Here is a 19,122-nt window from a genome sequence, read left to right as displayed (position 1 = left end):
GAAGATTATTCAGTGGACGATCATGATTGCGTGAAGCGGTTGATCGCCTCATCCAGGCTCATGAACTCGCGCGATCCGTCGCTGCGGCGCTTGATTTCCACCTTGCCCTCGGCAAGGCCCTTCGGGCCGATCAACACCTGCCAGGGAATACCAATCAGGTCGGCGGTGGCGAACTTGCCGCCCGGCCGCTGGTCGGTGTCGTCGTAAAGCACGTCGACGCCCCTGGCGTTCAGCGCAGCATAAAACCTCTCGCAGGCCGCCCCGGTTTCCTCGCTGTCCTGCTTGAGATTGAGGATCGCGACGCGGAACGGCGCAACTTCCTCTGGCCACTTGATGCCGTTCTCGTCGTGGCAGGCCTCGATGATCGCGCCGACAAGACGCGAGACGCCGACGCCATAGGAGCCGCCATGGATCGGCTTCTCCGCGCCGTCCGGGCCGGACACAACCGCTTTCATCGTGTCGGAATACTTCGTGCCGAAATAGAAGATCTGCCCGACTTCGATGCCACGGGTCTGCACCCGCTTGTCGGCGGGCACTTCGCTCTCATAGCGCGCCGCGTCGTGAACGTCCTCGGTGGCGGCGTAGAGATCGGTCCACTGCTTGATGATCGGTGTCAGGTCGCCGTTGTAGTCCACATCCGCGCCCGGCACCGGCAGGTCGAGAACATCCTTGTTGCAGAACACGCCGGACTCCCCGGTCTCCGCCAGAACGATGAACTCGTGGGACAGATCGCCACCGATCGGTCCGGTCTCGGCCCGCATCGGGATCGCCTTCAGCCCCATGCGGGCGAAAGTGCGAAGGTAAGCCACAAACATGCGGTTGTAGGACAGCCGCGCCGCTGCCTCGTCGACATCGAACGAATACGCGTCCTTCATCAGGAATTCGCGGCCACGCATCACACCGAAACGCGGGCGCTGCTCGTCGCGGAATTTCCATTGGATATGATAGAGATTGAGCGGAAGGCTCCGGTAAGACTTCACGTAGGACCGGAAGATTTCCGTGATCATTTCCTCGTTGGTCGGACCATAGAGCAGCTCGCGCTTGTGGCGATCCTGGATGCGCAGCATCTCCGGCCCGTAGGCGTCATAACGCCCGCTCTCGCGCCAAAGGTCCGCAAGCTGCAACGTCGGCATCAGGAGTTCGATGGCGCCGGCGCGGTTCTGCTCCTCGCGCACGATCTGCTCGATCTTCTTCAGCACCCTGAAGCCGAGCGGCAGCCACGCATAGATGCCCGCCGCCTCCTGCCGCATCATGCCAGCGCGCAGCATCAGGCGATGCGACACGATCTCCGCCTCCTTGGGCGTTTCCTTGAGAATTGGCAGAAAAAAACGCGACAATCGCATGGGAACACTCAGGGTTTCGGGATTGATACGGGAATCGGTGGGGAAGCTTGGGAACCTTTTCAGTGAAAGCGGATCAAATGGCAAAACACAAGAGGAAGCATGGGTGTGGTTTTGGGGCCATTTGCGGTTCCCGCGCCCCGTGGTAACAGCCTGATGGGGTTTCAATGGCTGCAACACGGATCAGATCGATAGGACGATGGGCTGCGTTTGTCGCAGTCTACGCGCTTGTCTTCAACGTGATGCTGACCAGCGCCCTGTTGGCCTCGATCTCGCCGCTCAAGTTCAACGCCCTGCACGAACTCTGCCTCAACGGCAGTTCAGCGGCCCCTGACGCCGACGGCAACAGCGATCCCGCCAAGCCGATCGTCCGCTGCCCGCTGTGCCTGTCCAGTGCCGCGGCGATGGCTGACCAGCCGCCGCAGAGCCCGGCGCTGGCCATCCGCATCGCGCTGCGTGTTCTGTTCGAAACGGTGCAGCACGACGACGGTATCGCGCTTTTTGCAACCAGCGATCACCAGCCCCGCGGCCCTCCCCACCTGAGCTGACGACTTAGCGCTTTCGCGCATCCGTTCAATCGTCAATCTTATTGGTGGAACTCAATCCATGTTTTCCGTTTCAAGACGGGCGCGCAGCATTTTGCTGGCGTCCGCGTCAATCGCTGCTGCGATCCCCGTCACGCAATCCGACGCGCAAACCGCGCCCCCGCAAACTCTCCCAACAGTCAATGTTGAGGCGGAAAGGCAGCCTCGCCCGGCGCGAAGCCGCATCGTCATACCAACCCGCGCTGCGCAGAGTCCGGCACCTGCCGTGCCTGAACAGCTCGGCGTCAAAACCGCCGATCAGGCCCGCCAGGAGATTCAGCAGACGCCCGGCGGCGTCGCGATCGTTTCCGCGGAGGACTACAAGAACAACTCCGTCGCCAGCACGATCAAGGATGTCCTCGGCTATGTGCCCGGCGTCTTCGCGCAGCCGAAATGGGGCGACGACACCCGCCTCTCGATTCGCGGCTCGTCCCTGTCGCGCAACTTCCATCTGCGCGGCGTCCAGCTTTACATGGACAGCATCCCGATCAACACGTCCGACGGCTACGGTGATTTCCAGGAAATCGATCCGACCGCTTACAAGTATGTCGAGGTCTACAAGGGCGCGAACGCCTTGCAGTTTGGCGCCAACTCGCTCGGCGGCGCGATCAATTTCGTGACCCCGACCGGCCGCGACGCCAAGGTGAACAGCGCAGGCATCGACATGGGCGCGTTCGGCTATCGCCGCTTCCAGGGCAGCGTCGGCGGCGCCAACGGTCCGTGGGACGCTTTCTTCACGGCGTCGAACCAGAGCGCCGAGGGCTTCCGCGATCACAGCTACGGCCACTCGACCCGCGCCAGCGGCAACATCGGCTATCAGTTCTCGCCCGACTTCGAGACGCGCTTCTACATCAACGCCAATGACATCCGTCAGCGCATTCCGGGATCGGTGACACGAGCATCGGCTCTCACCTCTCCCGAGACGGCAGCTGCGGGCAACGTCATCAACGACCAGCAGCGCAACATCGACAGCGGACGGATCGCCAACAAAACGACAATCCGGTTCGGCGCGACCACGGTGGAGTTCGGTGCCTTCGCGGTGGACCGCCACCTGATGCACCCGATCTTCCAGTGGCTGGACTATCAGTACAAGGATTACGGTGGCTTCGGCAAAGTCACCGATGACCGGATCATCGGCGGCTTCCGCAACCGGCTGGTCGCAGGCGTCAATGTCGTCAACGGCGAGATCGACAACAAGCAGTATCAGAACATCGGCGGCTACAAGGGTGCGCTGCTTTCCTCGTCGCTCGACAAATCGAAGAACACGTCTGTCTACGTGGAGAACTCGTTCTACTTCCTGCCAAACGTCGCGGCGATCGGCGGCACGCAGTTCCTGTACGCGACGCGCGATCGCACCGCCCGGTCCGGCGCGACATCGAGCGGCTCAACGGAGTTCAACCTGTGGAGCCCGAAGGCCGGACTGCTCTGGGATATCGACCCGACCTGGCAGGCCTTCGCCAACATCTCGCGCAGCGCCGAAGTGCCAAGCTTCGGCGAAGGCTCGGCGATGGTTGGAATTCCGTTTTATCTGATCCGCCCGCAGACGGCGACGACCTATGAAATCGGCACACGCGGCAAGCGGCCTGACCTGACGTGGGAGCTCACCGGCTATCGTGCCGAAATCAAGAACGAACTCCAGTGTCTGACGACCATAGCAACCCCGGGCTCGTGCAATGTGATCAACGCCGACCGCACGGTCCATCAGGGCATCGAGGCGGGCCTGGGCGTCGCGGTGCTGAAGAACATCTTCACGCCCGACGCGGACAAGCTGTGGATCAACCTCGCCTACACCTACAACGACTTCCGCTTCGACAACGACGCGACCTTCGGCAACAACCAGTTGCCCGGCGCGCCGCGTCACTTCCTGCGCGCCGAGGCGCTCTACAAGCACGCGAACGGTTTCTACATCGGCCCGAATATCGAATGGGTGCCGCAGGCCTACTACGTGGATAACGCCAACTCGTTCACCACGCAGGCCTACGCGATCTGGGGCCTGAAGGCCGGCGTCGATGATGGCAAGTACTCGATATATCTCGAGGCACGCAACATCGCGAATACGGCTTACATCGCAAGCACGAGCATCGCGCGAAACGCAAACGCCACTTCCGCGCTGTTCGAGCCCGGCACAGGGCGCGCCGTTTACGCCGGAATGAAAGTGAGATGGTAGTTTGGCACCATTATTGGAGCGCGCAAATCCGCGCGCTCCAAAACCCCTTCAAAAACGGCCTGTTATCGGCTCGAATCCGAAAAATTGTGCGCTGCCGCAAAACTGGACATTTATTGCTGAAAAACGTGACAACTCGGAATCCTTCGGCTACAAAAACGCGTCAGCGCGATACGGCTATTCGTCGCATCGTCTGGTGGTCCAAGTCTCGGGAGGAGCCCCTGACGCGCACAAGCAGCGTCGCCCCGTCTAACCAAGGATAAATCCAACTTTTTCGGGGAAAATAGGGTCGACACAATTTTTCGAGCAGGGCTTCGGCCCTGCTCTTTTTTCTTTCGGGCATATTTGAAGTTGCGCGCTCGGTTACATCGAGCACAAACGCTACATACTCAGGATGAAATATATCGCCGGTGCGGGTGCGCGATTAGAGCGGAATGCCCATGAGCTGCGACAGGCGCTCGATATTCAGGTAACCGGCCCTGAAGGCCCACATCCCGATCGCGAAAATCACCGCCGAGATCGCCGTGGTCCATAGCAGCTTGCGTCCCATCCGCGCGGCGCTGGGCGCGCCGGGATCGGTGCCGGCGATCTCTTCTTCGCCATTCTCCATCTGACTGCGCACGCCGAACGGCAGCACTGCGAACAGCACCACCCACCAGAGTACGAAGTAGATCGCGAACGCGGTTGAGACCGAATAGACCATCTAATTTCTCAAGACTGTTCGATTTCGACGAGCGCGCCGGAGAAATCCTTGGGATGCAGGAACAGCACCGGCTTGCCGTGCGCGCCGATCTTTGGATTGCCGTCGCCCAGCACGCGGGCTCCCTCCGCGATCAGCGTATCACGCGCGGCAATGATCTCGGGCACTTCATAGCAGATGTGGTGGATGCCGCCGTCCGGATTACGCTCGACAAACTTCGCGATCGGCGAATCCTCGCCAAGCGGCTGGATGAATTCGATCTTGGTGTTGGGCAGCGTCGCAAATACCGTGATGACGCCATGCTCGGGCAGCGGCACCGCGCCGGAAATTTCCGCGCCGAATGCCTTGCCATAGATCTGCGCGGCCTTCTCGGCGTCCTTCACCGCGATCGCCACATGATTGAGCCGGCCCAGCATTTTTAGCTCCTTCAGAATATCGACGGGAATCAAACCATCAGCACGTGAACGACGCAAAGCGGCTTCTTGCCCCACTGGTCGTTGATCTCGGAGCGGACAGCGCGCCGCACGGACTCGGCGATCGCATCGGGATCGCGCTTGCGCGCCCGCGGCAGGTTCTCCACCGTCGAGACGACGAGATCGAACACCTCGTCCGCGATCACCTCGCCTTCCTTATTCTTTTCCGGAATGCCGACCAGATCAACCTCGGGATCGTCGGCAAGATCGCCCTTGTCGGTGACCGCGATGGCGACGAATGCGCAGCCTGCAAACGCCAGCCGGCGCCGCTCGATCACGGCGCGGGCCTTGTCCGGTTCGAGGATGTTGCCGTCCTTGTAGAGCCGCCCGCTCGGCAGTTCCGCGATGATCGCCGGATCGCCCGGACCCAGCCGCACCAGATCGCCGTTCTTGCAGATCAGCACCTTCGGCACGCCGCACTCGCGCGCGAGCTTGGCATGCTCGGACAAATGCAGCGCCTCGCCGTGCGCCGGGATCAGCAGTTGCGGACGAACCCACGAGATCATGTCGCGCAGTTCGTCGCGCCGGGGATGGCCGGAAACATGCACCATGTGGGTCCGGTCAGTGATGACCTCAACGCCCTGCATGATCAGGCCATTGATGATCGCACCGACCGATTTCTCGTTGCCGGGAATGGTCCGCGACGAAAAAATCACGGTATCGCCCTTGTTGAGCGTCACCTGCGGATGATCGTCGTTGGCGATGCGGGCCAGCGCCGCGCGCGGCTCGCCCTGGCTGCCGGTGCAGAGCGCCAGCACCTTGTCCGGCGGAAAGTTGCCATAGTAGTCAGCACTGCGAAACGCCTGCACGCCATCGAGATAGCCGGTCTCGCGGGCCACCTGCACCACCCGCTCCATTGCGCGGCCGACCACGACGACCTCGCGGTCGGCCGCCTTCGCGGCATCCGCGACGGCCCGCAGCCGCGCCACGTTGGAAGCAAATGTTGTCACCGCCACGCGTCCGCGCGCGGCCTTCACCAGTTCGGTGATGTTCTTCGCGACTTCCCGTTCGGACGGCGAGCGGCCTTCGCGCACCGCGTTGGTCGAGTCGCCGACCAGCGCCATGACACCTTGGTCGCCGATTTCGCGCAACCGCTTCTCGTCGGTCGGCTTGCCGATGATCGGCGTCGGGTCGATCTTCCAGTCGCCGGTATGCAGCACGGTTCCGGCGGACGTGCGGATCGCGAGTGCATGGGATTCCGGAATCGAATGCGCCACCGGAATGAATTCGACGCTGAACGGGCCGATCTGGACGGTGCCGCCGGACGGAATCACGGTCACGGGAATCTTTGGCGGATTGCGCTCGCTGGCGCATTTGGCCTCGAACAGCGCGGCGCTGAACTGCGTCGCATAGATCGGGCATTTCAGTTGCGGCCACAGATCGATGATCGCGCCGAAATGATCTTCATGCGCATGGGTCAGAACCAGCCCGACAAGGTTCTTCCGCTCCTTCACCAGAAAGCGGATGTCCGGCATCACCACGTCGATGCCCGGCAGGTGTTCCTCGTTGCCGAACGAGACGCCGAGATCAATCGCGAGCCAGCTTCGCTGCTGCCCCTTGCCGAGGCCGTAGATCGACAGGTTCATGCCGATCTCGCCGATGCCGCCGAGCGGCGCGAAAGTCAGTTCGTCGGGGCTAGTACCCAGTTTCCGAAGTTCATTAGTCATTGCAGCGCGCTCTCAAATGAACTTCGGAAACTCAAGGGGACCAGCAAACTCAAAGCCTCAGCACCGCTTTCGATCTGAAGTTCCTGAGGCCGAACTTGCGTCAAATGGTGTAGCAACTTCAGATCGGCGGTACTGGACATCAGGCTGCTCCAGACGATTTGGCTGATCCAAAATGGACATCGCCGGCGGCGATGATTGTGCGCTTGCCATCACGTCCGGCGACGATCAGGCATCCGGTCTCATCGATGGTCTCGAAAGTACCCTCAATGCTCGTTCCGTTCGACTGGATCGAGACAGCCTCACCGAGCCCGGCCGCACGATCGAGCCAGAGGCTGCGAATTTCGCCGAAGCCCCGGCCGTTGTCCCAGATGCCGCGGAACTCGGCCCACGCATCGGAGAGCGCCATGAACAGGTCGCCGGCTCCGGCCGTGATGCCGAGCGAGGCCAGAGAGGTCGCCGGATACGGCGTTCCCTCAGGTGCTGAGATCACATTGGTTCCCATGCCGACGGCGACAGCGAGATCCCCGCCGATCGTTTCCGCCTCGAGCAGGATACCGGACAGCTTCTTGCCGTCCGCCAGAACATCGTTCGGCCATTTCAGGAGAAATTTTGTGCTGCCCGATCCGCCGGATCGCATCCGATGCTCCACGCTCACCGCCTGCAAGGCAGCTTCAAGCGCGAGACCTGCGGCAAATCCAAGCGTCGCGGCAATTGGAGGCTGCACGTCCAGCGTCTCGACGATGGTAGCGGCAAGATTACCGCGCGGGGAAATCCATGCGCGCTGACGGCGTCCGCGTCCAGCGGTTTGGAGATCCGTTACCAGCCAGAGCGGCCCGCGCTCACCCGCCCGCGCCCGCTCGAGGGCCTCGGCATTGGTCGATCCGATGCTGTCGAACGTCTCGAGGCGATATCCCTGCGAGACGGCTCGCGGACCGAGCGCGAACGTCATTAAAACAGCGACTTCGCGGCCACCGTGGCTGCGTTTACCAGCGGTGCGGGATAGACGAAGAACAGCACGTTGAAGATGCCGGCGACAGCCAGCACCACCCGAAGCTCGACGCCCATCGGCTCCATCGCGTCCTTCGGCTCGTCGAAGTACATCACCTTGACGATGGCGAGATAATAGAACGCGCCCACCACGCTGGTCACAACGCCGATCACCGCGAGGGTGAACAGTCCAGCCTTGATCGCGGCGAGGAACACGTAGAACTTCGCAAAGAACCCGGCGAGCGGCGGAATGCCCGCCAGCGAGAACAGGAACATCGCGAAGAAGAACGCCAGCACCGGATTGGTGCGCGACAGTCCGGCGAAATCGCCGATGGTCTCGACAGCCCGGCCATTGCGCTTCATCGCCAGGATGATGGCGAAGGTGCCGAGCGTCATGGCGACGTAGATCGCGATATAGACCAGCACGCCCTGCGCGCCCTGCTCCGTCCCGGCGGCAAGGCCGACCAGCGCGAAACCCATGTGGCCGATGGACGAATACGCCATCAGGCGCTTGATGTTCTTCTGGCCGATGGCCGCGAACGATCCCAGCGCCATTGAGGCGATGGAGACGAACACCACGATCTGCTGCCACTGCGGCACGATGCCGGGGAACGCGGTGAGCGCCACGCGCGCGAACACGGCGAGCGCGGCAACCTTCGGCGCGGACGCGAAGAACGCGGTGACCGGCGTCGGCGCGCCTTCATAGACGTCGGGCGTCCACATGTGGAACGGCACCGCGGAAACCTTGAAGCAGAGACCGGCCAGCAGGAACACCAGTCCGAACAGCAGGCCGATGTTGCCGCTCTTCGCTTCCGCGGCGATGCCTGCGAAGCTCACAGTGCCCGTGAAACCATAAATCAGCGACGCGCCGTACAGCAGCATGCCGGACGACAGCGCGCCGAGTACGAAGTACTTCAGACCGGCTTCGGTCGACTTGGTATCGTCGCGATGGCTCGCGGCCACGACGTAGAGCGCAAGGCTCATCAGTTCCAGGCCGAGATAGAGCATGATGAGATCGCCGGCGGAGATCAGCACCATCATGCCGACGGTGGAGAGCACCACCAGGATCGCGTATTCGAAGATCTTCGCCTGTTCCGCGAGATAGGCGCGCGAAAGGATCAGCGTCACGGCGGAGCCAAGCAGCGTCAGGATTTTCAGGAACCGCGCATAATCATCGACGATGAAGCTGCCGCCGAAGGTCGTCAGCTTTCCGGCCGGCAGCCACAGTTCGAGAGCGCCCGTCACAACGAGCAGAAGGACGGCAATGGCGGTCACCAGCGACGTCGTCTGCGGGCCGCGGAACGCGCCCAGCATCAAAAGCGCCATGGCACCGGCGGCCAGCACCAGTTCCGGCAGCACGGGAAGCAGCGAATATCCTGCGAAAGTCATCGACCCGATTCCGTTACTGAACCAGCGCCGCCGCTTTCACGGCGGTAATGGCGGTGTTGTAGTTGTTGACAAGCTGCTGCACCGACGCCGCCGACATATCGAGGACCGGCTTCGGATACACGCCAAACAGAATGGTGAGGATCACCAGCGGCGCGAGAATGATCCCTTCCCGCAGCGTCAGATCCTTGATGCTCGCCAGCGACGGCTTGTCGAGTATGCCGAACACCACCTTGCGGTACAGCCACAGCGCGTAAGCCGCCGATAGAATCACGCCCAGCGTCGCAATCGTCGCGGTTGGGATGCTGACCTTGAAAGTGCCGATCAGGGTCATGAATTCGCCGACGAATCCCGAGGTGCCCGGCAGGCCGACGTTCGCCATCGTGAACACCATGAACACGAAGGCATAGAGCGGCATCCGGTTCACGAGGCCGCCATAGGCAGTGATCTCGCGGGTATGCAGCCGGTCGTAGACCACGCCGACGCAAAGGAACAGCGCGCCCGAGACGATGCCGTGCGACACCATCTGGAACACGCCGCCGGCAACGCCCTGCATGGTGCCCGCGAAAATGCCCATGGTGACGAAACCCATGTGCGCCACGGACGAATAAGCAATCAGCTTCTTGATGTCTTCCTGCATCAGCGCGACCAGCGACGTGTAGACGATCGCAACCGTCGACAGCGTGAAGATCAGCGGCGCGAAGTCATGCGACGCCAGCGGGAACATCGGCAGCGAGAAGCGCAGGAAGCCATAGCCGCCCATCTTCAGCAGGATCGCCGCCAGCACGACGGACCCCGCGGTCGGCGCCTCGACGTGCGCATCCGGCAGCCAGGTATGAACTGGCCACATCGGCATCTTGACCGCGAACGAGGCGAAGAACGCCAGCCACGCCCAGGTCTGAAGGCTGCGCGGGACCGCCGTGTTCATCAGAGCCGGGATATCGGTGGTCCCGGCATTCAGATACAGCGCCATGATGGCGAGCAGCATCAGCACCGAGCCGAGCAGCGTATAGAGGAAGAACTTGAAGCTGGCATAGACCCGGCGCGGGCCGCCCCAGACGCCGATGATGAGGAACATCGGAATCAGGCCGCCTTCGAAGAACAGATAGAACAGCACGAGATCGAGCGCGGAGAACGTGCCGACCATCAGCGTTTCGAGGAACAGAAACGCCATCATGTATTCGCGCACCCGCTGCGTGACCGACTTCCAGCTGGCCAGAATGCAGAACGGCATCAGCGCCGTGGTCAGGATCACGAACGGCAGCGAAATGCCGTCGACACCCATGTGATAGGTAATGGTGTTGGCGAGCCACGGCGCTTTTTCCACGAACTGGAAGCCCGGATTCGACGGATCGAACCGCATCACCAGAATGAGCGACACCGCGAAGGTGATGATCGTGGTCCACAGCGCGATCCAGCGCGCATTGCCGCGCGCGGCCTCGTCATCGCCGCGACTGAGATAAATCAGGATCGCGCCGACGATCGGCAGGAACGTCACAACGGAAAGGATGGGCCAGGTTGTCATCATTGGCCCCCGAGACCGAAGATAAACCACGTGATGAGACCGGCCACGCCGATCAGCATCGCGAATGCATAGTGATAGAGATAGCCGGTCTGGAGCCGCACGACGTTACGCGTGACATCGAGCACGCGGGCGGAGACGCCGTCGGGACCGAACCCGTCGATGATGAAACCGTCGCCCTTCTTCCACAGGAAGCGTCCGAACCATTTGGCCGGCCGGACGAAGAGGAACTCGTACAGTTCGTCGAAGTACCACTTGTTGAGCAGGAAGCGGTACAGGCCCGGATGCTGGTTCGCGAGTTCGACCGGCAGATAGGGCTTGCGGATATAGAACAGCCACGAGACGAAGAAGCCGATCACCATCATCACCGTCGGCAGGTAGGCAATCGCCGCTGGAATATGATGCATCTCGTCGATGATGTGCGGGTTCATCTTCAGCGACTCGCGGAAGAACTCATGAATGCCGTGGCCCGCGAACAGCTCCTTGAACGGGAAGCCGGCGAGGATCGAGCCGACCGCCAGCACCGCCAGCGGGATCAGCATGGTGTACGGGCTCTCATGCGCCGCCTCGTAGTGCTTCTGGTCGTGCGGCTCGCCATGGAACGTCTTGAAGATCAAACGCCATGAGTAGAACGAGGTCAGGCCCGCGGCGATCACGGTGCAGAGGAAGCCGTAGAGCGCGAACGGATTGTGCGCGACGAAGGCGGACTCGATGATCGCGTCCTTGGAGAAGTAACCCGCCGTCAGCGGGAAGCCCGTCAGCGCCAATGTGCCGATCACCATGGTGATGTAGGTGAACGGAATCTTGTCCTTGAGGCCACCCATGTTGCGGATGTCCTGCTCGTGATGCATCGCGACGATCACCGAGCCGGAGCCCAGGAACAGCAGCGCCTTGAAGAAGGCGTGGGTGAACAGGTGGAACATGCCGACCGAATAGGCCCCCGCGCCCATCGCCACGAACATGTAGCCGAGCTGCGAACAGGTCGAGTAAGCGACGATGCGCTTGATGTCGTTCTGCACGAGGCCGATCGTGGCGGCGAACAGCGCGGTGGTCGCGCCGATCAGCATCACGGCGGCCTGCGCATTCGGAGCGAGTTCGAACAGCGGCGACAGGCGCGCCACCATGAACACGCCTGCGGTCACCATGGTCGCGGCGTGGATCAGCGCGGACACCGGCGTCGGACCTTCCATCGCGTCCGGCAACCAGGTGTGCAGCAGGAACTGCGCGGACTTGCCCATCGCGCCCATGAACAGGAACAGGCAGATCAGCGTCAGCACGTCGATGTTCCAGGCGAAGAAGTGGATGGTCTTGCCGGTCAGGCCCGGGGCCGCTGCGAAGATCGTGTCGAAATCGACCGAGCCGACCATCATGAAGATCGAGAAGATGCCGAGCAGGAAGCCGAAGTCGCCGACGCGGTTGACGACGAACGCCTTGATGGCGGCGGCGTTGGCCGACGGCTTCTGGAACCAGAAGCCGATCAGCAGATAGCTCGCAAGACCCACGCCTTCCCAGCCGAAGAACATCTGCACGAGGTTGTCGGCGGTCACCAGCATGAGCATCATGAAGGTGAAGAGCGAGAGATAGGCCATGAACCGCGGGCGGTTCGGATCTTCGTTCATGTAGCCGATCGAATACAGATGCACGAGCGACGACACCGAGGTCACCACCACCAGCATCACAGCGGTCAGCGTATCGACACGCAACGCCCAGTTGACGATGAGGTCACCGGAGCCGATCCAGGTGAACAATTGCACGCGCGCGTCGTGATGCAAGAATCCGACATCGACCAGCGTCATCCATGATAGCGCGGCGGAAATCAGCAGCAGCGCGGTCGTGACAATTTCGGCGGTGCGTGAGCCAGCCGCTGGCGGCTCGGCCGGGCCATGATCGTTATGTCCGTGGTCGCCATGTCCATGATCGTCATGCGCCGCATGGGCGTGAGCGGTGCCGTGCCCGTGGTCATCGTGACCGTGGGCATGATCCATCTCGTCGCCACTCGGATTGCGTGAATGCGCGCCAAACAGCGACACCGCGCCCGCAATGAGCGCGCCGATCAGCGGCAGGAAAACGATAGCCTGAATCATTGCAGCGCCCCTGAGCGAAGCCTGACAGCACAACGCATCACCCGACCTCTACTCTTAGTATTGAGCATGATCTGATCCGAAAACCGGTTCCCACTTTTCGGGGTCATGCTCATCAGCCCTTCATCAGATTGATGTCCTCGACCGCGATCGAACCGCGATTTCGGAAGAACACCACCAGCACGGCAAGCCCGATCGCCGCTTCAGCCGCGGCCACCGTCAGAACCAGCAGCGCGAACACCTGTCCCACGATGTCGCCGAGGAACGAGGAGAACGCGACCAGATTGATATTTACGGCGAGCAGAATGAGTTCGATCGACATCAGGATGACAATGACGTTCTTCCGGTTGAGGAAGATGCCGAGAATGCCGATCGTGAACAGGATGGCGGCGACCGCGAGATAGTGACCGAGACCGATCGTCATCGCACCCACTCCCCGGAATCGGCGTCCTGAAGGCCCTGCCCCGACGCGACCTTGCGCACATCCATCGCGGCGGCCTTGGTGCGCGCGTTCTGCGCGTTGATGTCCTGCCGCTTGACGCTCGGCTTGTGCCGCAGCGTCAGCACGATGGCGCCGATCATGGCGACCAGCAGCACCAGACCCGCGAGCTGGAAGTAAGGCAGATACTTCGTGTAAAGCACGAGGCCGAGCGCTTCGGTGTTGCTGACCCCGCCCGGGATCGGCGACGTGATCGCCTTCGAGATCGCAGGATTGATCGCCCAGCCGAGCGCGACAAGAAGCAGTTCTGCGAGGAACACCGCTCCGATCAGCAGGCCGACCGGCAGATATTCGATGAATCCCTGGCGCAGTTCGGCGAAGTCCACGTCCAGCATCATGATCACGAACAGGAACAGCACCGCGACCGCGCCGACATAAACCACGACGAGGATCATCGCGAGGAACTCCGCCCCGAGCAGCATGAACAATCCCGCCGCGTTGACGAACGCGAGGATCAGGAACAGCACGGAATGCACGGGGTTGCGCGAGGTCACAACCATGATCGCCGACGCCACGCAGACGCCGGCAAAGAGATAGAAGAAGAGTGCGGGACCGATCATGAATGAAGACCCCACTCATTTACCCGCGATCGCGCCGCACTGTTCCCTCCCCCCTTGCAGGGGAGGGTCAGGGAGGGGGGTGAAATACGATCACCGAGAGGGAGGCATACCCCCCTCTCCACCTCTCCCCCGCAAGGGGGGAGAGAGCCGATCGTGCGCGTTGGAAGTTTACGGAACAACATATCCAACATCCTCACCGGTACGGCGCGTCGAGTTCGATGCTTTTCGCAATCTCGCGCTCCCAGCGGTCGCCGTTGGCGAGCAGTCTCGCCTTGTCATAATAAAGCTCCTCGCGCGTTTCCGTCGCGAATTCAAAGTTCGGGCCCTCGACGATGGCGTCGACCGGGCAAGCTTCCTGGCAGAGCCCGCAATAGATGCACTTCACCATGTCGATGTCGTAGCGCACGGTGCGGCGCGTGCCGTCGTTACGGCGCGGCCCGGCCTCGATGGTGATGGCCTGCGCCGGACAGATCGCCTCGCACAGCTTGCAGGCGATGCAGCGTTCCTCGCCGTTCGGATAACGGCGCAGCGCATGCTCGCCGCGGAAGCGCGGCGAGATCGGTCCCTTCTCGAAGGGATAGTTCAGCGTCGGCTTCGGTTTGAAGAAGTACCGCATGGCGAGGATGAACGCCGAGACGAACTCTTTCAGCAGAAGCTGGTTGGCTGTGCTTGCTATGCCCATGAATCTGTACCCATCATTTCGGTGCAAGCCCCGCGAATTGCAGCACACCGGCGACAATCACGACCATCGCCAGCGACAACGGCAGAAACACCTTCCAGCCCAGCCGCATGAGCTGGTCGTAGCGGTAGCGCGGCACGATCGCCTTCGCCATCGCGATCAGGAAGAACATGAAGAACAGTTTCAGCACGAACCAGATCACGCCCGGCACCCAGGTGAACGGCGCGAACGGGATCGGCGACAGCCAGCCGCCGAGGAACAGGATCGTCGCCAGCGCGCACATGGTGGTGATGGCGACATACTCGCCGAGCATGAACAGCAGATACGGCGTCGAGCCGTATTCGGTCATGAAGCCGGCGACCAGTTCGGATTCCGCTTCGACCAGATCGAACGGCGGGCGGTTGGTCTCCGCCAGCGTCGATACGTAGAAGATCACAAACATCGGGAACAGCGGCAGCCAGTACCAGCCGAGAATGCCGAGCTTGGTGTCCTGTGCCGCGACGACAGCCGTGAGATTGAGCGACCCGGCGCACAGCAGCACAGTGATGATGACGAAGCCGATGGAGACTTCATAGGAGACCATCTGCGCGGCGGAGCGAAGCGCCGCGAGGAACGGGTACTTCGAGTTCGACGACCAGCCGGCCATGATGATGCCGTAGACCGACAGCGACGAGATCGCGAAGATGTAGAGGATGCCGACGTTGATGTCCGCGATCACCCAGTTGAGATTGACCGGGATCACCGCCCACGCTGCCAGCGCAAGCACGCACGACACCAATGGCGCGAGCAGAAACACGGCCTTGTTCGAGCCGTCCGGAATGGTCGGCTCCTTCAGCACGAACTTGAGCAGATCCGCGAACGATTGCAGCAGGCCCCACGGCCCCACCACGTTGGGGCCGCGCCGGATCTGCACCGCCGCCCAGATCTTGCGGTCGGCCAGCAGGATATAGGCGATAGCGACCAGCAACAGCACGAGCAGCAGCACGCTCTGCGCGACCATGATGATGATCGGCCAGAGGTAGCCCGTCCACAACTCGCTTGCGAAGAATTCGGTCATCGGATCACGCTCACTCCGCCGCCGTCAGAAGTTGCCCGGAGGCGAGCTTGGAACATTCGGCCATCACCGCGGATGCCCGCGCGATGGGATTGGTCAGATAGAAATCCTCGACCGGGCTCTTGAATGTGCCCTTCTCAACCGTGCCGCCGCGCGCCGCAAGCGCTTTCACGCCCGCCGCGTCGTTGCCTTCGATCTGGTCGATCCGCATCAGATGCGGCGCGGCCTTGAAGATCGCCTGGCGCAGTTGCCCGAGCGAGTCGAACGGCAGCTTCTTGCCGAGAACGTCCGACAGCGCGCGGATGATCGCCCAATCCTCGCGTGCATCCCCCGGCGGGAACGCGGCGCGGTTGGCCATCTGCACCCGGCCTTCGGTGTTGACGTAAAGACCGGCTTTCTCGGTGTAGGCGGCGCCCGGCAGGATCACGTCGGCACGGTGCGCACCCTTGTCGCCGTGAGTGCCGATGTAAACCACGAACGTACCGTCGGCCGGGCTGACATCGTCCGCGCCCAGCGAGAACAACACATCGAGCGTGCCGAACGTGGTCATCTGCGCGACGTTGAGGCCGCCCGCACCCGGCGTGAAGCCGATATCGAGCGCGCCGACGCGCGACGCCGCGTTGTGGAGCACCGCAAACCCGTTCCAGCCGTCCTTCAGCGCGCCGAGATCGACAGCGAGCCTGGCGGCCTGCGACAGCACAGCCGCGCCATCGTGACGGGCGGCAACGCCCGCGCCGACCAGCACGATCGGATGCTTCGCGCCCTTCAGCACGTCGGCGAACGAGTGCTTGCCAGCGGCGAGATCGCCCAGCGTATCGGTGCCTGCGCCGAGATGCTCATAATCGTAGGTCAGATCGGCCTTGTCGCCGATCACACCGATCTTGAGCGCACCCGTGCGCCAGCGCTTGCGGATGCGTGCGTTGAGAACGGCAGCTTCCTTGCGCGGATTGGAGCCGACAATCAGCAGCGCGTCGGCCTGTTCGATGCCCGCGATGGTCGGATTGAAGATGTACGACCCGCGGCCCGCCTTCGGATCGAACCCGCCGCCATCCTGGGTGGCGAAATTCGCCGACCCGAACGAGGTGAGCAGTTCCTTGAGCGCGAACATCTCCTCGACCGCGGCGAGATCGCCGGCAATGGCGCCGGTGCGCCGGCCATCGGAGCGGGCAACCGCCCTGGCGATCGCCGCGAAAGCTTCGGTCCAGGTCGCCGCGCGCAGCTTGCCGTTTTCACGGATGTACGGACGATCCAGACGCTGGGTGCGCAGACCGTCGACGATGTGGCGCGTCTTGTCGGAAATCCACTCTTCGTTCACATTCTCGTTGACGCGCGGCAGAATGCGCATCACTTCGCGGCCGCGGGTATCGACGCGGATCGCAGAGCCGATCGCATCCATCACGTCGATGGACTGGGTCTTGCCCAGTTCCCACGGACGCGCGGCAAATGCATATGGCTTCGATGTCAGCGCGCCGACCGGGCAGATGTCGACAAGATTGCCCTGCAATTCGGACGTCAGCGCGCTCTGGAGATACGTCGTGATCTCGACGTCCTCGCCGCGGCCGGTCAGACCCAGTTCCGGCACGCCGCAAACCTCCGTGGTGAAGCGGACGCAGCGCGTGCATTGAATGCAGCGGGTCATCGAGGTCTTCACCAGCGCGCCGATATACTTGTCTTCCACGGCGCGCTTGTTTTCGGCAAAGCGGCTGGTGTCCACACCGTAGCCCATCGCCTGATCCTGCAGATCGCACTCGCCGCCCTGATCGCAGATCGGGCAATCGAGCGGATGGTTGATCAGCAGGAACTCCATCACGCCTTCGCGCGCCTTCTTCACCATCGGCGAGCGTGTCGAGATTTCCGGCAATTCGCCCTTCGGGCCCGGGCGGCAATCGCGCACGCCCCAGGCGCAGCTCGCCACCGGCTTCGGCGTGCCCTTCACCTCGACAAGGCACATGCGGCAGTTGCCGGCGATCGACAGCCGTTCGTGATAGCAGAAGCGCGGAATCTCGGCGCCCGCCGCCTCGCACGCCTGAAGCAGCGTGTACTCGGCAGGAACGTCAATCTCTTTTCCGTCGACGAGAATCTTGGTCATCGCCATTACTCCGCCGCGACCATGTTGACGGGATCGAGAACACCGATGTCATCGATGGTCGACTTGCGCGTGAAATCGTCGATGCGCCGTTCGATCTCCGGACGGAAGGCGCGGATCAGTCCCTGGATCGGCCATGCCGCCGCGTCGCCGAGCGCGCAGATGGTGTGGCCTTCGACCTGCTTGGTGACTTCCAGCAGCATGTCGATCTCGCGCTTGTGGGCGCGGCCCTCGACCATGCGCGACAGCACGCGCCACATCCAGCCGGTGCCTTCGCGGCACGGCGTACACTGGCCGCAACTCTCGTGCTTGAAGAAGTAAGAGATACGCGCGATCGCCGCGACCACGTCGGTGGACTTGTCCATCACGATGACGCCGGCGGTGCCGAAGCTCGACTTCACCGCGCGGGTGCCGTCGAAATCCATGATCAGATCCTGGCAATCCGCCGCCGGGATCAGCGGACACGACGCGCCGCCGGGAATGATCGCCAGCAGATTGTCCCAGCCGCCGCGAATGCCGCCGCCATGCTTCTCGATCAGTTCCCTGAACGGAATGCTCATGGCGTCCTCAACGACGCACGGCGTGTTGACGTGGCCTGAGATGCCGTAAAGCTTGGTGCCGACATTGTTCGGACGGCCGATGGCGGCGAACCACGCCGCCCCCCGGCGAAGAATGTCCGGCGCGACTGCGATCGACTCGACGTTGTTCACTGTGGTCGGGCAGCCATAGAGACCGACATTGGCCGGGAATGGCGGCTTCAGGCGCGGCTGGCCCTTCTTGCCCTCGAGGCTTTCGAGCAGCGCGGTCTCTTCGCCGCAGATATACGCGCCGGCACCGTGATGAACGTACAGATCGAACGGATAGCCGTGAATGTTGTCCTTGCCGATCAGCTTCGCCTCATAGGCCTGATCGACCGCCGCCTGAAGGTGCTCGCGCTCGCGGATGAACTCGCCGCGCACATAGATGTAAGCGACGTGCGCGCCCATGGCGGCGCTGGCAATCAGGCAGCCTTCCACCAGCAGATGCGGATCGTGCCGCATGATCTCGCGATCCTTGCAGGTGCCCGGCTCGGACTCGTCGGCATTGACCACAAGATAGCTCGGACGCCCGTCGGCATTGTCCTTCGGCATGAACGACCATTTCATGCCGGTCGGAAATCCCGCCCCGCCGCGCCCGCGCAGGCCCGACGCTTTCATTTCGGCAACGATCCAGTCGCGGCCCCGGTCGATGATCGCCTTGGTGCCATCCCACGCGCCGCGGCGGCGCGCACCCTCGAGGCCCCAGTCGCCCTGACCATAGAGATTGCGGAAGATGCGGTCCTTGTCGTCGAGCATAGTCGC

At 62.4% G+C, this 19,122-nt stretch carries 16 protein-coding genes; 2 read left to right on the top strand and 14 right to left on the bottom strand.

What is annotated here, in order from left to right; all coding sequences use genetic code 11:
• Positions 1-20: 20 nt before the first annotated feature.
• Complete coding sequence (gene proS, locus AC1Q6J_RS10970; RefSeq protein WP_492279350.1) at positions 21-1,343, bottom strand: proline--tRNA ligase; 1,323 nt, start codon at positions 1,341-1,343, stop codon at positions 21-23.
• 164 nt (positions 1,344-1,507) lie between these two features.
• Here proS and AC1Q6J_RS10965 point away from each other — a divergent pair, with 164 nt between their 5' ends.
• Together AC1Q6J_RS10965 and AC1Q6J_RS10960 are read left to right on the top strand one after the other, a co-directional pair.
• Positions 1,508-1,888 carry a hypothetical protein gene (locus AC1Q6J_RS10965; RefSeq protein ID WP_492279349.1) on the top strand — a complete coding sequence of 127 codons (381 nt, stop codon included), beginning with the start codon at positions 1,508-1,510 and terminating at the stop codon, positions 1,886-1,888.
• A gap of 58 nt (positions 1,889-1,946) precedes the next feature.
• A complete protein-coding gene (locus tag AC1Q6J_RS10960) occupies positions 1,947-4,091 on the top strand; it encodes a TonB-dependent receptor family protein (RefSeq protein WP_492279348.1) in 2,145 nt (714 codons plus the stop codon).
• A gap of 421 nt (positions 4,092-4,512) precedes the next feature.
• Here the strand turns inward: AC1Q6J_RS10960 and AC1Q6J_RS10955 are convergent, their stop codons facing one another.
• The 13 genes from AC1Q6J_RS10955 to nuoF form a co-directional block, all read right to left on the bottom strand.
• Positions 4,513-4,791, bottom strand: a complete 279-nt coding sequence (locus tag AC1Q6J_RS10955; protein ID WP_492279347.1) for a DUF1467 family protein — start codon at positions 4,789-4,791, stop codon at positions 4,513-4,515.
• Between the two features lie 8 nt (positions 4,792-4,799).
• The gene (mce, locus tag AC1Q6J_RS10950) at positions 4,800-5,204 is read right to left on the bottom strand and encodes a methylmalonyl-CoA epimerase (protein ID WP_006020751.1); all 405 of its coding nucleotides are present in this window, start codon (positions 5,202-5,204) and stop codon (positions 4,800-4,802) included.
• A 29-nt stretch (positions 5,205-5,233) separates the two neighbouring features.
• The gene (locus AC1Q6J_RS10945; RefSeq protein WP_492279346.1) at positions 5,234-6,928 is read right to left on the bottom strand and encodes a ribonuclease J; all 1,695 of its coding nucleotides are present in this window, start codon (positions 6,926-6,928) and stop codon (positions 5,234-5,236) included.
• 139 nt (positions 6,929-7,067) lie between these two features.
• Complete coding sequence (locus AC1Q6J_RS10940; RefSeq protein WP_492279345.1) at positions 7,068-7,877, bottom strand: biotin--[acetyl-CoA-carboxylase] ligase; 810 nt, start codon at positions 7,875-7,877, stop codon at positions 7,068-7,070.
• Entirely contained in the window at positions 7,877-9,304 is a 1,428-nt protein-coding gene (gene nuoN, locus AC1Q6J_RS10935) for an NADH-quinone oxidoreductase subunit NuoN (RefSeq protein ID WP_492279344.1), read from the bottom strand. Before nuoN ends, AC1Q6J_RS10940 begins: the two co-directional genes overlap by 1 nt.
• A gap of 13 nt (positions 9,305-9,317) precedes the next feature.
• Positions 9,318-10,826: an NADH-quinone oxidoreductase subunit M gene (locus tag AC1Q6J_RS10930; RefSeq protein WP_492279343.1), complete on the bottom strand. Its 1,509-nt coding sequence runs from the start codon at positions 10,824-10,826 to the stop codon at positions 9,318-9,320.
• A complete protein-coding gene (gene nuoL / locus AC1Q6J_RS10925; RefSeq protein WP_492279342.1) occupies positions 10,826-12,907 on the bottom strand; it encodes an NADH-quinone oxidoreductase subunit L in 2,082 nt (693 codons plus the stop codon). Before nuoL ends, AC1Q6J_RS10930 begins: the two co-directional genes overlap by 1 nt.
• A 112-nt stretch (positions 12,908-13,019) precedes the next feature.
• Positions 13,020-13,328 carry an NADH-quinone oxidoreductase subunit NuoK gene (nuoK, locus tag AC1Q6J_RS10920; protein WP_024575298.1) on the bottom strand — a complete coding sequence of 103 codons (309 nt, stop codon included), beginning with the start codon at positions 13,326-13,328 and terminating at the stop codon, positions 13,020-13,022.
• Entirely contained in the window at positions 13,325-13,963 is a 639-nt protein-coding gene (locus AC1Q6J_RS10915; RefSeq protein ID WP_492279341.1) for an NADH-quinone oxidoreductase subunit J, read from the bottom strand. The genes nuoK and AC1Q6J_RS10915 overlap by 4 nt, the downstream gene beginning before the upstream one ends.
• A gap of 193 nt (positions 13,964-14,156) precedes the next feature.
• Positions 14,157-14,645, bottom strand: coding sequence for an NADH-quinone oxidoreductase subunit NuoI (nuoI, locus tag AC1Q6J_RS10910; RefSeq protein ID WP_006020759.1), 489 nt, complete (start codon positions 14,643-14,645; stop codon positions 14,157-14,159).
• Between the two features lie 13 nt (positions 14,646-14,658).
• Complete coding sequence (nuoH, locus tag AC1Q6J_RS10905; RefSeq protein WP_492279340.1) at positions 14,659-15,699, bottom strand: NADH-quinone oxidoreductase subunit NuoH; 1,041 nt, start codon at positions 15,697-15,699, stop codon at positions 14,659-14,661.
• Between the two features lie 10 nt (positions 15,700-15,709).
• Complete coding sequence (gene nuoG, locus AC1Q6J_RS10900; protein WP_492279339.1) at positions 15,710-17,785, bottom strand: NADH-quinone oxidoreductase subunit NuoG; 2,076 nt, start codon at positions 17,783-17,785, stop codon at positions 15,710-15,712.
• A gap of 5 nt (positions 17,786-17,790) precedes the next feature.
• Positions 17,791-19,116: an NADH-quinone oxidoreductase subunit NuoF gene (nuoF, locus tag AC1Q6J_RS10895; RefSeq protein WP_492279338.1), complete on the bottom strand. Its 1,326-nt coding sequence runs from the start codon at positions 19,114-19,116 to the stop codon at positions 17,791-17,793.
• Positions 19,117-19,122 lie beyond the last annotated feature (6 nt).

It is taken from the genome of Afipia sp. MLSD5-FHT05B12, assembly GCF_058793355.1.
This window is presented reverse-complemented; position numbering and strand designations above follow the sequence as displayed.